At 75.4% G+C, this 13,805-nt stretch carries 8 protein-coding genes, 1 tRNA gene and 1 other RNA gene; 6 read left to right on the top strand and 4 right to left on the bottom strand.

Going from position 1 to position 13,805, the window contains the following annotated elements; all coding sequences use genetic code 11:
- Nucleotides 1–11: 11 nt before the first annotated feature.
- The 3 genes from ACFWDO_RS02430 to ACFWDO_RS02420 all read right to left on the bottom strand — a co-directional run bounded on the left by ACFWDO_RS02430 (nucleotide 12) and on the right by ACFWDO_RS02420 (nucleotide 1,897).
- Complete coding sequence (locus tag ACFWDO_RS02430) at nucleotides 12–656, bottom strand: LytR C-terminal domain-containing protein (protein ID WP_380320945.1); 645 nt, start codon at nucleotides 654–656, stop codon at nucleotides 12–14.
- 50 nt (nucleotides 657–706) lie between these two features.
- Complete coding sequence (locus ACFWDO_RS02425; protein ID WP_380320948.1) at nucleotides 707–1,003, bottom strand: type II toxin-antitoxin system VapB family antitoxin; 297 nt, start codon at nucleotides 1,001–1,003, stop codon at nucleotides 707–709.
- Between the two features lie 132 nt (nucleotides 1,004–1,135).
- Nucleotides 1,136–1,897, bottom strand: a complete 762-nt coding sequence (locus ACFWDO_RS02420) for a class I SAM-dependent methyltransferase (protein ID WP_380320951.1) — start codon at nucleotides 1,895–1,897, stop codon at nucleotides 1,136–1,138.
- Nucleotides 1,898–2,007: 110 nt separating this feature from the next.
- Here ACFWDO_RS02420 and ACFWDO_RS02415 point away from each other — a divergent pair, with 110 nt between their 5' ends.
- The 4 genes from ACFWDO_RS02415 to ACFWDO_RS02400 all read left to right on the top strand — a co-directional run bounded on the left by ACFWDO_RS02415 (nucleotide 2,008) and on the right by ACFWDO_RS02400 (nucleotide 12,025).
- Complete coding sequence (locus ACFWDO_RS02415) at nucleotides 2,008–4,944, top strand: AAA family ATPase (RefSeq protein WP_380320954.1); 2,937 nt, start codon at nucleotides 2,008–2,010, stop codon at nucleotides 4,942–4,944.
- A 112-nt stretch (nucleotides 4,945–5,056) separates the two neighbouring features.
- Entirely contained in the window at nucleotides 5,057–5,215 is a 159-nt protein-coding gene (locus ACFWDO_RS02410; RefSeq protein WP_380320957.1) for a hypothetical protein, read from the top strand.
- 104 nt (nucleotides 5,216–5,319) lie between these two features.
- Complete coding sequence (locus ACFWDO_RS02405; RefSeq protein WP_380320960.1) at nucleotides 5,320–8,034, top strand: choice-of-anchor J domain-containing protein; 2,715 nt, start codon at nucleotides 5,320–5,322, stop codon at nucleotides 8,032–8,034.
- A gap of 13 nt (nucleotides 8,035–8,047) precedes the next feature.
- Nucleotides 8,048–12,025: a S8 family serine peptidase gene (locus tag ACFWDO_RS02400; protein ID WP_380320963.1), complete on the top strand. Its 3,978-nt coding sequence runs from the start codon at nucleotides 8,048–8,050 to the stop codon at nucleotides 12,023–12,025.
- A gap of 61 nt (nucleotides 12,026–12,086) precedes the next feature.
- Here the strand turns inward: ACFWDO_RS02400 and ACFWDO_RS02395 are convergent.
- Nucleotides 12,087–12,171: transfer RNA gene (locus ACFWDO_RS02395), tRNA-Ser, on the bottom strand.
- Between the two features lie 180 nt (nucleotides 12,172–12,351).
- On the opposite strand from ACFWDO_RS02395, the gene ffs reads away from it, so the two are divergent.
- An RNA gene (ffs, locus tag ACFWDO_RS02390) (signal recognition particle sRNA small type) lies at nucleotides 12,352–12,448 on the top strand.
- 430 nt (nucleotides 12,449–12,878) lie between these two features.
- A complete protein-coding gene (locus ACFWDO_RS02385; RefSeq protein WP_380320966.1) occupies nucleotides 12,879–13,769 on the top strand; it encodes a MetQ/NlpA family ABC transporter substrate-binding protein in 891 nt (296 codons plus the stop codon).
- The last annotated feature ends 36 nt before the right edge of the window (nucleotides 13,770–13,805 follow it).

The raw sequence follows: 13,805 nt of genomic DNA, 5'->3' as shown, positions 1-13,805 counted from the left end.
CCCCCGGGTGGTCAGCCCTTCTTCTTGGTCACGACCACCTGGGGGATGGGCGTGATCTCGTCAGCGGGCATGCAGCCCTCCACGTCCTCCATGGGGGTGTCGGCGGAGAGCAGCACGCGGTCCTCGCTCAGCGGGGGGCTGTACTGCTCGCCGACGAGCAGGTCGACGGCGTCGCCCTTCCGGTCGTCGAGCACGAGCCGGACGTCGGGGTACTGGGCGGCGAGCGTGTACGCGCGGGTGATGCCCTTGCGGCCGAACCGGACCTCGGACTGCTGGATCTTCTCGGCCTGCCAGTCGCCGCTCGCGATGACGTCGAAGCCGCGGTCGGAGAGCGCGTCGGCGTTCGCCCCCGCGAGGGGCTCGCTGCCGTCGGCGGCGTTGTAGACCCGCACCTTGACGTTCGAGTACGGCACGGGGAGGGCGCCGTCGGGCTGGCCCTTGACCTGCGGCAGGCAGGGCTCCGGCTGGACCGCCTCGGCGACGGGCGTGTAGATGGGGCGCGAGAACGGCGAGCTGAACGCGCCCGTGTACATCGCGAGGGCTGCCAGCCCGGCAACCAGCATGAACACGATGAGGACCCCGAAGACGACGGCCTGCCGCTCGTGCTCGCGCTTGCGGCGCGTCTCGCGGACCGGGTCTGGGGCAGGTGTTGTCACGCGAAGAAAAGTACCTGAGTTCGGGGGAATGTTCGTGGGCGCGTGGCGGCTCAACGGAGCACGAGGACGCGGGCGTGCAGCACGGGCCGCTGCTGCAGCGCGGCGCGGACGGCGCGGTGGAGGCCGTCCTCGAGGTACAGGACGCCCTGGTACTCGACGACGTGCGCGAAGAGGTCGCCGAAGAACGTCGAGTCCTCGGCGAGCAGGTGGTCGAGGTCGAGCGTGCGCTTGGTGGTCACGAGCTCGTCGAGGCGCACCTGGCGCGGCGGCACGTCCACCCAGTCCTTGGCGGTCACGTGTCCGTGGTCGGGGTAGGGACGGCCGTCCCCCACGGCCTTGAAGATCATGGCTGCCATCGTAGGGGCGGCTCCGTCGCCGGCCGGCTCGTTGCCTCGCGATACGGACACGATGTCGTCACGATCCCATCACGACGGCACCGCGGGCCGGGGCGCTGGCCTGCGACGACGTGGCCCGGGCGGTCAGTCGGGGCGGTGGAGCTCCAGCAGGTGGCGCGCCGAGTGGGCGACGAACGGGCCGTCCGCGGCGATCCGCTCGTGGAGGGCGCGCAGCTCCGGCAGGTAGGCGTCGACGGTGAAGCCCGGCACCATCCACACCACCTTGCGGAGGAACCACACGACGGCGCCGACGTCGTGGAACTCGATCCGCAGCCGCTCGGCCCGCAGGTCGACCAGCTCGAGACCAGCCGCGCCGGCCGCCGCCACCTCGTCCTGCGGGTCGCGGCCGCGTCGCACGTCCTCGGGCAGCGGGCCGAGGAAGAACTCGACCAGCTCGAAGACGCTGGCGGGCCCCACGTGCTGCGCCAGGTACGTGCCGCCCGGCCGCAGCACGCGGGCGATCTCGGCCCAGCGGGGCACCACGGGGTGGCGGCTCGTCACGAGGTCGAACGCCGCGTCGCCGAACGGCAGCGGGGAGTCGTCGTCGTGCGCGACGACGGCGACGCCGCGCGGGTGCAGCAGCGCGGTCGCGGCGGCGACGTTCGGCGGCCAGCCCTCGGTGGCGACGAGCAGGCGGGGGAGCGCGGGGGCGGAGCCGAGCACCTCGCCGCCTCCCGTCTGCAGGTCGAGCGCCGCGTCGACCGTGGCGAGCCGCTCGTGCAGCAGGCGGGAGTAGCCCCAGCTCGGGCGCTCCTCCGTGGCGCGGCCCTCCAACCAGGAGAAGTCCCAGCCGGACATCGGTGCGGAGTCTGCCTCGGCGACGAGCTCGTCGAACGTGCGGTCCATGCCTCCCATCCTGCAACCTGTCCGGCACGGCCGTGCCATGATTTGTCCACTTCGAGCGCCGGACGGCCTGCGCCCGCCGAGCCTTCTCGACGAGGGGACCGCGATCACCGATGACGGACACCGTGGTGGGGACGCGGGGTGGGTCCACCGGCCTCGTCGGGCGGGACGACGAGCTGCAGGTCCTGGCGGCCGCGCTGTCCGGAGCCCCAGCGGTCGCGGTCGTGACCGGCGAGCCCGGGATCGGGAAGACCCGACTGGTCGCGGAGCTGCGGGCCCGGCACGCGGAGGCGGGCCGCCCGGAGATCGTCGGCGCGTGCCGCCGCATCGGCGACCCCTTCCCGCTGGGCCCGGTCGTCCAGGGGCTGCTGCGTCACCGCGCCGCGCTCACTGAGCTGGACCTCTCGCCCGTCGCCGGCGCGCTGCGGCCCCTCCTCCCGGAGCTGGCGGACTCCTTGCCCCCGCTGCCGGAGCCGTTGGCGGACCCGCTGGCGGAGCGGCACCGGGTCTTCCGAGGGCTCGTCGACGTCGTGGCGGCGCTCGGGCCCGTGCTGCTGGTGGTGGAGGACCTGCACTGGGCCGACGGGCAGACCGTCGAGTTCCTCGGCCACCTCGCGGCGGACCCGCCGCCCGGCCTCACGCTCGTGGTGACGTACCGCGACGAGGACGTGCCCGCCCGGTACCGGGCGTTCGCGGACGCCGCGCCGCCCGCCGTCGCGCGCGCTCACGTGGACCTGCAGCCGCTGAGCGCGGGCGAGACGCGGGCGATGGCGGCGCGGATCCTGGACTTCGACGGGCTCTCGGACGAGTTCGTCGGGTACCTGTGGGAGCGGACGTCGGGGCTTCCGTTGGCGGTGGAGGAGCTCCTGGCGCTGATGCAGGAGCGCGGCACGCTGGTCCGGCACGGGTCGGCGTGGGTGCGCCGGGCGCTGGACGAGCTCGACGTGCCGCGGCGGATCCGCGACGCGGTGCTGGAGCGGGTCGGTCGTATGTCCGGGGCGGCCCGGGCGGTGGTCGAGGCCGCCGCGGTGCTGCAGGAGCCGCAGCCGCTCGAAGTGCTGGTGGCGACCGCGGGCGGCTCCGAGGGCGACGTCCTCGACGGCCTCGACGAGGCGGTCTCCGCCGGCATCCTGGCGGACGACGACGCACGCCCGGGCTTCCGGCACGTCCTGGCGGCGCAGGCGGTGTACGAGGCGACGCCCGCCTCGCGGCGGCGCCTGCTGCATGCGCGGGCCGGTGCGGTGCTGCAGGACCTCGAGCCCCGGCCCCTGGGTCAGGTCGCGTTCCACCTGCGGCACGCGGGCGCCGCGCAGGCGTGGGTGCAGGCGGCCGAGCGTGCGGCCGACAAGGCGGTCGAGCTGCACCACGACTCGCAGGCGTGCCGCCTGCTCGAGGACGTGCTGCGGCACGCGCCGCTCGACGCGCAGGACCGCGGGCGGCTCGCGGTCAAGCTGGCGCGGGCGGCGACCGAGTCGCTCGACGCCGGCCACGACGTGGCGCAGCTCCTCGCCGACGTGCTCGACGCCGGGGTCCCCGCCGGCGTGCGCGGCGAGCTGCGGTTCCTCGTCGGCACGCACCTGGAGCAGCGCGGCGGCGACCCGGTGGCGCGGCGGCAGATGTACGCGCAGGCGGTCGAGGAGCTCGAGGACCGGCCGGACCTGCGGGCGTGGGCGATGATCGCGCTGGGCATCCCCACGGTGCGCGACGTCCCCGTGGCCGAGCTGCGCGACTGGCTGCACCGGTCGATGCAGATCGTCCCGACGCTCGCCGACCCAGACTTCCGTGTCTTCCTGCGGGGGAAGGCGGCCATGGTGCTGGCGCCGATGGGGGACCCGGCCTGGGCGCCGCTCGTCCGCCGCATCGTGGAGGAGACCGCCGGGGAGCCCGCCACCCGCCGCGCGGTCAAGGCGTGCGAGTCGGTGGCCATCGAGGCCTGCTACGCGGGTCACCACGAGACGGCGGCGTCCCTCGTGCGGGGTGCGCTCGACGGTGCCGCCCGCTGCGGCAGCCGCAAGCTCGAGCTCCGCGTGCGGCGTGCCGCGGCGGTCCTCGACTACTGCACCGGGTCGTGGGACGGGCTCGCGGACCGCGTGCAGGAGCTCGTCGACGAGCTCGCCGAGCACCCGCACCTGCGGGCGTCGCTCGACGCCGTCGCGGGGTGCCTCGCGCTGGCGCGCGGGGACCTGGACGACGCGCGACGGCGCCTGGAGGAGGTGACCGCTCCCGTCGACGACGCCGGGATCTACGTCCTCCTCCCGGTCCCGGCGGCGGCGCTGGTCCGTCTGCACACGGCCCGCGACGCGACGGACGAGGCGGTCCGGCTCGGCACGGCGGTCCTCGAGGGGGCGGAGGCGCACGGGCTGCCGGCCCCGGCCCTGCGGGTCGTGCCGCCGCTGGTGGAGGCACTGGTGCGGTCCGGGCGCGAGGACGAGGCAGAGGCCGTCGTGTCCCGGGTCGCGGCGGCCGTCCGGGACCTCGACGCGCCCCTCGCGGCCCCCGCGCTGCGGCACGCGGAGGGGCACGTGGCCGCCGCCTCGCACGACTGGGCGGCCGCGGCAGGTCACCTCGTCGCCGCCGCGGAGCACTACGCTGCGGCCGGGTGCCGGTACGAGGCGGCGCAGGCGGCCGAGTCCGCGGCTGCCTGCCTGGAACGGGCCGGCGAGCACGCCGAGGCGCAGGCGCGGCTGCGCTCCGCCCTCGCCGCGTACGCGGAGCTGGGCGCCGCGTGGGACGAGGCGCGCGCGGCGCGCACGGCCCGGAGGGTGGGCGTGCCCGTCCCCGGGCGCCACCGGGGTGGGCGGCGCGGGTACGGCGACGACCTGTCGCCCCGGGAGCGGGAGGTCGCGGCGCTCGTCGCCGAGGGGCGGACCAACGAGGAGATCGCGCGCGAGCTGTACCTGTCGGCGAAGACCGTCGAGAAGCACGTGAGCGCCGCGAAGAGAAAGCTCGGCGCGGGGTCGCGCGCCGGCCTGGCGCGTCAGCTGTTCGACGCCGACCTGCGACCCGCCGGGCAGGTCCCACCGCACGCCGGGGACGTCCTCCCGCGATAGATGCGGGTTTCTCCCCATAGCGACGCCGGGTGCCCCGCGCCGAGACTCGGGACGACCTCGAGGTGTCGGGCCGTGCCCGGCGCCCGCCACGTCGCACGTCCCGGAGAGCCGCATGCCGTCGTCCGCCCCGCTCGACCACGACCTGCCCGGCACGGAGGCCGAGCGCCCCGCCGCGGACGTGGCCCCTGAGGCCCCTGAGGCCCCCGGGGCGCACGCACCCGCGGACGAGCCGGCGGAGCCGGACGTCCCGGACGGGTGGTTCCCGGCATGACCGCGCGACACGACCCCGATCGACGATCCCGATCGACTGTCCCCGACGCACACGGTCGGGGACGACAGGACCGGCACGAACCCGCGGACACAGGAGGTAGGCGCATGAGTGGGAACGGACTGCCCCCAGGAGGGCGCTGGCGTGCGGCAGGAGCGCTCGCCGTGGTGGCGGCGCTGGCCGGCACCGCGGCGGTGGTCGCCCCGGCGGCCGCGGCGGACGAGGCCGCGCTGTCGGGGACGGTGCGCGACGGCTCGGGGCACGGGTGGCCCCTGTACGCCCGGGTCTCCGTCGACGGCGACCCGGGGGCGGTGGCGTACACCGACCCGGCGACCGGCGCGTACGCGCTGTCTGCGTCCGGCACCGGCGACCGAAGCGTCACCGTCGACCCGGTCGACCCGGGCTACCCGTCGCGGACCGTCCAGGTCGCGGCGGGTGCCTCGTCGCTCGACGTCGACGTGCCGGTCGACGCCGCCGCGTGCAGGGCGCTCGGCTACACGGCCCTCGACGAGCAGTTCGAGGACGGCGCGCTCCCGCCCGGCTGGGAGGTGCGCGACCATGCCGGGCTGGGCCAGGTCTGGGAGTTCGACGACCCCGGGCGGCGGGGCAACGACACGGGTGGCGGAGGGGGGTTCGCCGTCATCGACAGCCTGAGCTGGGGGCGCGGCGGCAAGCAGGACACGTCGCTGGTGTCGCCGGCGCTGGACCTCCGCGGCGTCTCCGCGCCGCGGGTGCGGTTCGCGACGGACTTCCGTGTGACCGGCCTGGAGACGGCCGACGTCGACCTGTCCGTGGACGGCGGGCAGACGTGGGCGAACGTCTGGCGCAAGCGCCTCATGGACTTCCGGGGGCCGCGCCATGTCACGGTCGGCCTCCCGCAGGCTGCCGGGAAGGACGACGTGCGCGTGCGGTGGCGCTACTCCCTCGGCGACTCCGACTGGTGGTGGAAGGTCGACGACGTGACCGTCTCCGACGCGTCGTGCGCGCCGGTGGACGGCGGGCTCGTCGTCGGTGAGGTCCACGATGCCGTCACGGGGGCGAGGGCCGACGGCGCGCAGGTCGTGGTGGACGGCGTCCGCCGCCCCGTGATCACGGGCGCCGGCAGCGACACGGACGACGGCGCCGACGACGGCGCGGGGTACTTCGCGGCGTTCTCCCGGCGTCCCGGACCGACGACCGTGACCGCGACCAAGCCCGAGTACCGCGCGTCGGAGGCGGAGACCACCGTGGTTCCCGGCACGGTGGTCCGCGCGGACGTGGCGCTGGACGCCGGCCGGCTGGAGCTCGCCGGGAAGGACCTGGCGGCCGCCGTCGGCGTGGGCTCCTCGGGGGAGGCCTCGGTCGACGTCACCAACACCGGCACGGCGCCCGCCACGTTCCGGCTCGTGCCCCGCGACCGCGGCTTCGCGCTCCGTCAGCCGGACGGGACGTTCGGCACGCCGACCTACCCCGTAGCGCGCGGCTCGCAGGACGCCGACCCCGCGGCCGTGTGGGAGGCGGTGCCCGACTACCCGATCTCGATCATGGACAACGCCGCGGGCCTGCACGACGGGACCGTGTACTCGTTCGGCGGGGCGAGCACCACCGGGACCACCGGCCGCTCGTTCGCCCTCGACATGACGACGCGGGTGTGGTCCGAGATCGCGCCGATGCCCGGAGGCGGCCGGGAGAACGCGTCCGGCGCGTTCGTCGACGGGCGCTTCGTCGCCGTCGGCGGCTACTCGAACAACCGCAAGGGCGTCCCGGCGGCCGCCCTCCTCTACGACCCGGCCGCCGACGCGTGGACGTCGGGCGCGGACAGCCCGGCGCCGCGCGCCGCGGCGGGCACGGCCCTGCTGAACGGCTTCGTGTACGCCGTCGGCGGGTGCGACGCCGCGAGCTGCAGCCACACGGACGTCGTGGCCTACGACGCCACCCTCGACGAGTACACCCGCGTCGCCGACTATCCCGAGGCCGTGTCCTTCCCGGCGTGCGCCGGCGTGGACGGGCGGGTCTTCTGCGCGGGCGGGCGCACGGCCGACGGCCAGGACACCCGCTCGGCCTACGTGTACGAGCCGTCCACCGACCGGTGGACCCCCGTCGCGAAGGCCCCGCGCGCCTTCCAGGGCGCGGGTGCGGTCCCCGCCGGGGAGGGCGTCGTCGTCACCGGCGGGACGTCGGGAGGCGCCGCCACCCGGCTCACCTGGGCGTACCGCCCGGCGTCCGACACGTGGACCACGCTCGCCTCCGCCGGCGACACGGTGTCCCGGGGCGGGCTGGCGTGCGGCGTCGTCCGCGTGGGCGGCATGTCCGTGCGGTACCCGACTCGCGGCGTCGAGACCCTGCCCGGCTACGGGCCGTGCGTCGACTCCTCGCCCGCTGCGTCGTGGCTGGTGCTCGACGGCGGCGCCGTCACCGTGCAGCCCGGCGAGACGGTCACCGTGCGCACCGGCCTGGACGCCACGTCGGCGGGGCAGCCGGGGCGCCACCTCGCGGAGGTGCGCCTCCTGGAGGACACGCCCTACGACGTCGCCCGCCCCACCGTCGCGATGGAGACGACCGCGCCCCGCTCATGGGTGCCGCTCAGCGGCACCGTGTCCGGGCGCACGTGCGAGGGCGACGTCGTGTCCCTCGACCGCGTCACCCTCGCCCTGAGCACCCGGTCCGGCCGGTGGGCCCAGGTCACCGGGGAGGACGGCCGCTACCTGCGCTGGCTCGACCGCGCGGACAACCCCGTGACGTGGACCGCCGGACGGGACGGGTTTGCGCCCGGCTCCGGCGAGGTGCGCCTCGGGGGCCGCGCCACGGTGCACGACATCACGCTGACCGAGACCGGCTGCTGAGGGCGGAGAAGACATGTCGACACGACGCAGCACGCCCGCGCACGCGGGCGCGTCACGAGCACGACGGGGCGGCCGTGCCGCCGCGGTCTGGGCCGCGGCCCTCGGGACGGTCCTGGCGCTCGCGGCGCCGGGCTCGGCGGCGACGGCCGCGGCGGGCAGCGTGCCCGGCACGGCCGACGCGTCCGAGGCGGCGGCCGCCGCGGCCAAGGTCCCGCCCGGCCTCGAGCGCCAGCTCGAGCAGGGGAAGCCCGTGGACCTGTGGATCGAGTTCGACGCCCGCGCCGACCTCACCCGGGCCGCCGCGATCGACGACTGGGACGAGCGCGGCGCGGCCGTGGCCGACGCCCTGCGCGCGACCGCAGAGAGGAGCCAGCGCGGCGCGAAGGCGCGGCTGCGCGCCGCGGGCGTCGAGTTCCAGAGCTTCTGGGCGACCAACGCGATCAAGGTCACCGGCGCGGACGAGGCGCTGGCGACGAGCCTGGCGACCGATCACGAGGTCGCGGCGCTGTGGCCCGAGTTCGCGGTCACCGAACCGACCGTGACGGCCGGTGAGGCGGAGGCCACGGTCGACGCGGTCGAGTGGGGCATCGCCAACATCAAGGCCGACCAGGCGTGGCAGGAGGAGGGCGCCCGGGGCGAGGGCATCGTGGTCGCGAACCTCGACACCGGCGTCCAGTACGACCACCCCGCCCTGGTGCGGCAGTACCGCGGCAACAACGGCGACGGCACGTTCACGCACGACTACAACTGGTTCGACGCGCGCGGCGTGTGCCCCACGGACGCGCCGTGCGACGACCACGGCCACGGCACGCACACGATGGGCACGATGGTCGGCGACGACGGCGGCACCAACCACATCGGCGTCGCGCCCGACGCGCGGTGGATCGCGACGAACGGGTGCTGCGAGAGCGACGCCACGATCATCGCGTCCGCCCAGTGGCTGCTCGAGCCCACCGACCTGCACGGCGCCAACCCGAAGGCGTCGATGCGGCCCCAGGTGATCAACAACTCGTGGGGCTCCAACCTGCCGTCCACGCAGCCGTTCCTGGAGGACATCAGCGCCGCCTGGACGGCCTCGGGCATCTTCGTGTCGTGGTCCAACGGCAACATCGGTCCGCAGTGCGCGACGTCGGGCCGGCCCGGCAGCCGCACCATCAACTACTCCGTGGGGGCGTACGACTCCACGAACCGGATCGCCGACTTCTCCAGCCGCGGCGCGGGGCAGGACGGCGAGGTCAAGCCGGACATCGCCGCGCCGGGCGTGAACGTCCGCTCGGCGCAGCCCGGCGGCCAGTACGCGTCGATGAACGGGACGTCGATGGCGTCGCCGCACGTGGCGGGCGCCGTCGCGCTGCTCTGGTCGGCGCGGCCCGCGGCCCGGGGCGACGTCGAGGGCACGCGCGAGCTGCTGGCGCGCACCGCGATCGACACGACCGACCTGTCGTGCGGCGGCACCGCGGAGAACAACAACGTCTACGGCGAGGGCCGGCTCGATGCGCTCGCGCTGGTCGAGGCGGTGCCCGCCGGCCCGGCGGGGAAGGTCGCCGGCACGGTCACGGACGCCGCGACCGGGGAGCCGCTGGCGGCGGCGCAGGTGAGCGTCGCCGGCGCCACCGAGCGGTCGATGACGACGGGCTCCGACGGCGCCTTCGAGTTCCGCCTCCCCGTCGGGACCTACCGGCTGGACGTCACGCGGTTCGGGTACGCCGAGCCGACGTCCGTCGACGTGGAGGTCACGCAGGACGGGACGCTCGACCACGACGTGGCGCTGGACCGCCTGCCGTCGGCTACCGTCTCCGGCACGGTGACGGACGGCTCCGGCCAGGGCTGGCCGCTGTATGCGCGGGTCCGGGTGCCCGGCACGCCGGTCACGGCGTACACGGATCCCGCCACCGGCGAGTACTCGGTGGTGCTGCCGGTGGGGAGCTCGTACGACGTCGTCGTCGAGTCGACCTACCCGGGCTACGCCCCGGCCACCGACGCGGTGACCGTGGCGGGCGACGTCGTCCACGACAAGGCGCTGACGGTCGCGGACTGCGCCGCCGCGGCGGGCTACGCGGCGGACTGCGCCCCGGCGGAGGGCGGCATCGTCGTGGGGCACGTGACGGACGCGCTCACGGGCGACGGCGTCGTCGGCGCCCGCGTGCAGAGCGTGGACGCCCCGGACGACACCACGACGAGCGTCGCCGCCGGCTCCGACCGGGCCCTGGGCGACGGCTTCTACTGGCTGTTCTCGTCGCTGACGGGAGCGCACGACTTCACCGCACGCCTGGGCGGCGCGTACGCGCCGGGGACCACCGGCGCCGACGTGCGGGCGCACGCCGCCACCACGGCGGACTTCGCCCTCGGTGCGGGGCGGCTCGAGGTCGGCACGACCTCCGTGAGCGGTGCCGTCGAGCTCGGCGGGGCCGTCACGCGGGAGGTCGAGGTCCGCAACGTCGGCAACGCGCCGGCGACGTTCGAGCTCGCCGACCGCGAGCAGGGCTTCGAGGTCGCCCTCGCCGACGGCGGCACGGTGACGCCGTGGGACGTCGCGTCCGCGGGGACCACGGAGCCGCGCCGGGTCGAGGCGGATGTGTCGCCGCTGCGCGGCGGCGCGGCGCCGGACGGCGCCGGTCCCGGGTCCGACGAACCGACGGTCGCGGGGGCGCAGGCCGCCCCGTGGGTGGACCTCGCGGACCACCCCACCGCGGTGATGGACAACGTCGCGGCGACGTACCGGGGCGTGACCTACTCCGTGGGCGGCACGTTCGACGGCGTGGACGGGACGGCCGACGTGTACGCCTACGACCCGCGCACGCTGCGCTGGGACGAGAAGGAGCCGATGCCGCAGGCGCGGATGAAGCCGGGCGGCGCGTTCGTCGACGACCGCCTCTACGTCATCGGAGGCTGGGGCGCCCCGGGGAGCATGGTCGACGTCACGGCGATCTACGACCCGCGCACCGACAGCTGGACCACGGGGGCGAAGAACCCGCAGCCGATGGCCGCGGCGGGCGTCGCGGCGCTCGACGGCGTCGTGTACTCCGTGGGCGGCTGCACCGCCACCTGCGGGTCGGCGGTCGTGACGGCGTACGACGTCGCGGCCGACGCCTACCGCACCGTCGCGCGGTACCCGGTCGCGACCGCCTGGACGTCGTGCGGCGCGCTCGAGGACCGGATCGTGTGCGCGGGCGGCGTCGCCGGCGGGACGGCGTCGCGCAGCGCGTACGCCTACGACCCGTCGACGGACACCTGGACGCAGCTCACGGACATGCCCCGGGCGGTCTGGGCGGCGGGCTACGCCGCGGCCGACGGGCGCCTGCTGGTGTCCGGCGGGGTGGCCGACAACGCCCTGACCAACGAGGGCTGGGCGTACGACCCCGACGCCGACGCGTGGACGGGGCTGCCGGCCTCCGGCGACGTCGTCTACCGCGGCGCCGCGGCGTGCGGCTTCGTCCGGGTGGGTGGCTCGAGCGACGGGAACTTCCGGCCGACCGTCGGCGCGGAGATGCTGCCCGGCTACGACGACTGCACCGGGCACTCGTCCGACGCCGCGTGGCTGTCCGCCGGGTCGGGCGAGGTCACGCTCGACCCGGGCGAGTCGACGCGGGTCGAGGTGCGGCTGGACTCGACGGTGCTCGGGCAGCCCGGCGAGTACACGGCCCAGCTCCGGCTCGTCGAGGACACGCCGACCGACGTCGCGCCGATCGACGTCACCCTGACGGTCACGCCGCCGCGGTCCTGGGGCAAGGTGCTGGGCACCGTGTCGGGGGTCTCGTGCACCGGTGCGGCCGCCCCGGCTGCGGGGGCCGCCGTGAGCGTCGCGGGCTCGGCGAGCACGTGGTCGTTCACCGTCCCCGCCGACGGGTCGTACGCGCGGTGGGTGGACCGGGGCGAGAACCCGCTCACGGTCACCGCGCACCTGGACGGGTTCGTGCCGGAGTCCCGGACGGTGCGGGTCGGGTCGCGGCCGACGCAGGTCGACCTCGCGCTCGACCGGCTGGCCTGCTGACCGCTCGACCGACCGCAGGACGACGAAGGGCCCGCACCGATCGGTGCGGGCCCTTCTGCCGCGGAGGATGGGGGATTCGAACCCCCGAGGGCGTGAACCCAACACGCTTTCCAAGCGTGCGCCATAGGCCGCTAGGCGAATCCTCCTGGAGCGCAGCCGGCATCGAGCGCCAGCAGCCTCAGCAGGATAGCGGACACCCGGGGGTCCGTCCGAATCGCGGGGGCGTGACGGTGGTCTCCGTGCGGCGGCGCGCCCGGTGCCGTCCTCGGCCGGTTTCGGGACGGTGCCGGTTTCAGGACGGGGCGGGGTCTCGGTTAGGCTGTCGGGCAGACCCCTCGTGCGGCACCATCTCGCCGAACTCCCCCAGGGCCGGAAGGCAGCAAGGGTAAGTGAGCTCTGGTGGGTGTGCGGGGGGTCCTTACTTTTCCGGTCGCCCGCTGCCCGTGGTGACGGCCCGATCCGCCCCTCGCGAGGACGCGAGAGTGCCGCGGGTCACACAATCCACGATGCGGACACAAATTCGTCCGGTCCGTGAGATTTCTGCCTGGCGGGCTTGGTGGTGGGCCGCCGCGGATGGTCACCTTGACGGCATGCCCCGCATCGCTCCCGCAGCATCCTCGACCGCGCGCTCCTGCCGTCGCGGCGAGATGTGCTGCCGCGCGACCGTCGCGGGCCGAATGTGCGTGCTCGACTGACGACCCCTCGGAATCGCGCCTGACGACGCCCGCCGTCGTCGCCCCGCCCCGGCCGTGCCGGGACCCCCGCACCTCGCCGCCTCGAGCTGATGGCCGTGGCCGCAGCACCCACCCCGCCTCCTCGGCGCCGACCTGGCGCCTGCCCGGAAGGACTCACCATGTCCCGCAGCACCCGCAACCGTCTCCTCACCGTCACCGCGATCGCCGCGGTCACCACGTTCGCGCTGTCCGCCTGCGGCGGCGGCACCGACACCGCCTCGGGCGACGGCAAGCTCCGCGTCGGCGTCGTCGGCGCCGCCGACGACAAGTGGGCCGCGTTCACCCAGGAGGCGAAGGCCGAGGGCCTCGACGTCGAGCTCGTCGACCTCCAGGACTACACGCAGGCCAACCCGTCGCTCTCGCAGGGCCAGCTCGACGCGAACCAGTTCCAGCACCTGCAGTTCCTCGCCGGCTACAACGTCGACGCCGACGACGACCTGACGCCGATCGGCGCGACCGCCGTCTACCCGCTGGGCCTGTACTCGTCGAAGCACGACTCGCTCGACCAGATCCCCGCCGGCGGCCAGGTCGCCGTGCCGAACGACCCGACCAACCTGGCCCGCGCGCTCCTCGTGCTCCAGGAGGCCGGTCTCATCGAGCTGAAGGACGGCGGCAGCGCCGTCTCCACCGAGGCCGACGTGCTGCCCAGCTCCAAGGTGAAGGTGACGCCGGTCGCTGCCGAGCAGACCCCGATCCAGCTGCAGTCCGTGGACGCGTCGATCGTCAACAACGACTTCCTCGAGGACTCCGGCCTCTCCGCGGACGACGCCCTCTTCCAGGACGACCCGGACTCCGCCGCCGCGGAGCCCTACATCAACGTGTGGGTGGCCCGCGCCGAGGACAAGGACGACCCCGACCTGCTGAAGCTCGCGGAGATCTCGCACTCCGACGCCGTCGTCGCGGCCGAGAAGAAGCAGTCGGGCGGCACCGCCGTCATCAAGAAGAACACCCCCGAGGAGCTGCAGAAGATCCTCACGGGCCTCGAGGACGACATCCGCGCCGCCTCCTGACCCGCCGACGGCCGGGGCGCACGGGCGGCCAGCCCG

It is taken from the genome of Isoptericola sp. NPDC060185 (assembly GCF_042728595.1).
In the GTDB taxonomy this organism is placed as follows: Bacteria; Actinomycetota; Actinomycetes; order Actinomycetales; family Cellulomonadaceae; genus Isoptericola.
The sequence above is the reverse complement of the archived record's forward strand: the minus strand, read 5'-3'. Positions and strand labels throughout refer to the sequence as shown.

Bases quoted from the DNA above. Each gene is read 5' to 3' on its own strand.
- ACFWDO_RS02425 (WP_380320948.1), bottom strand. From the start codon at position 1,003: ATGATCTTCAAGGCCGTGGGGGACGGCCGTCCCTACCCCGACCACGGA.
- ACFWDO_RS02420 (WP_380320951.1), bottom strand. From the start codon at position 1,897: ATGGACCGCACGTTCGACGAGCTCGTCGCCGAGGCAGACTCCGCACCG.
- ACFWDO_RS02415 (WP_380320954.1), top strand. From the start codon at position 2,008: ATGACGGACACCGTGGTGGGGACGCGGGGTGGGTCCACCGGCCTCGTC.
- ACFWDO_RS02410 (WP_380320957.1), top strand. From the start codon at position 5,057: ATGCCGTCGTCCGCCCCGCTCGACCACGACCTGCCCGGCACGGAGGCC.
- ACFWDO_RS02405 (WP_380320960.1), top strand. From the start codon at position 5,320: ATGAGTGGGAACGGACTGCCCCCAGGAGGGCGCTGGCGTGCGGCAGGA.
- ACFWDO_RS02400 (WP_380320963.1), top strand. From the start codon at position 8,048: ATGTCGACACGACGCAGCACGCCCGCGCACGCGGGCGCGTCACGAGCA.
- ACFWDO_RS02385 (WP_380320966.1), top strand. From the start codon at position 12,879: ATGTCCCGCAGCACCCGCAACCGTCTCCTCACCGTCACCGCGATCGCC.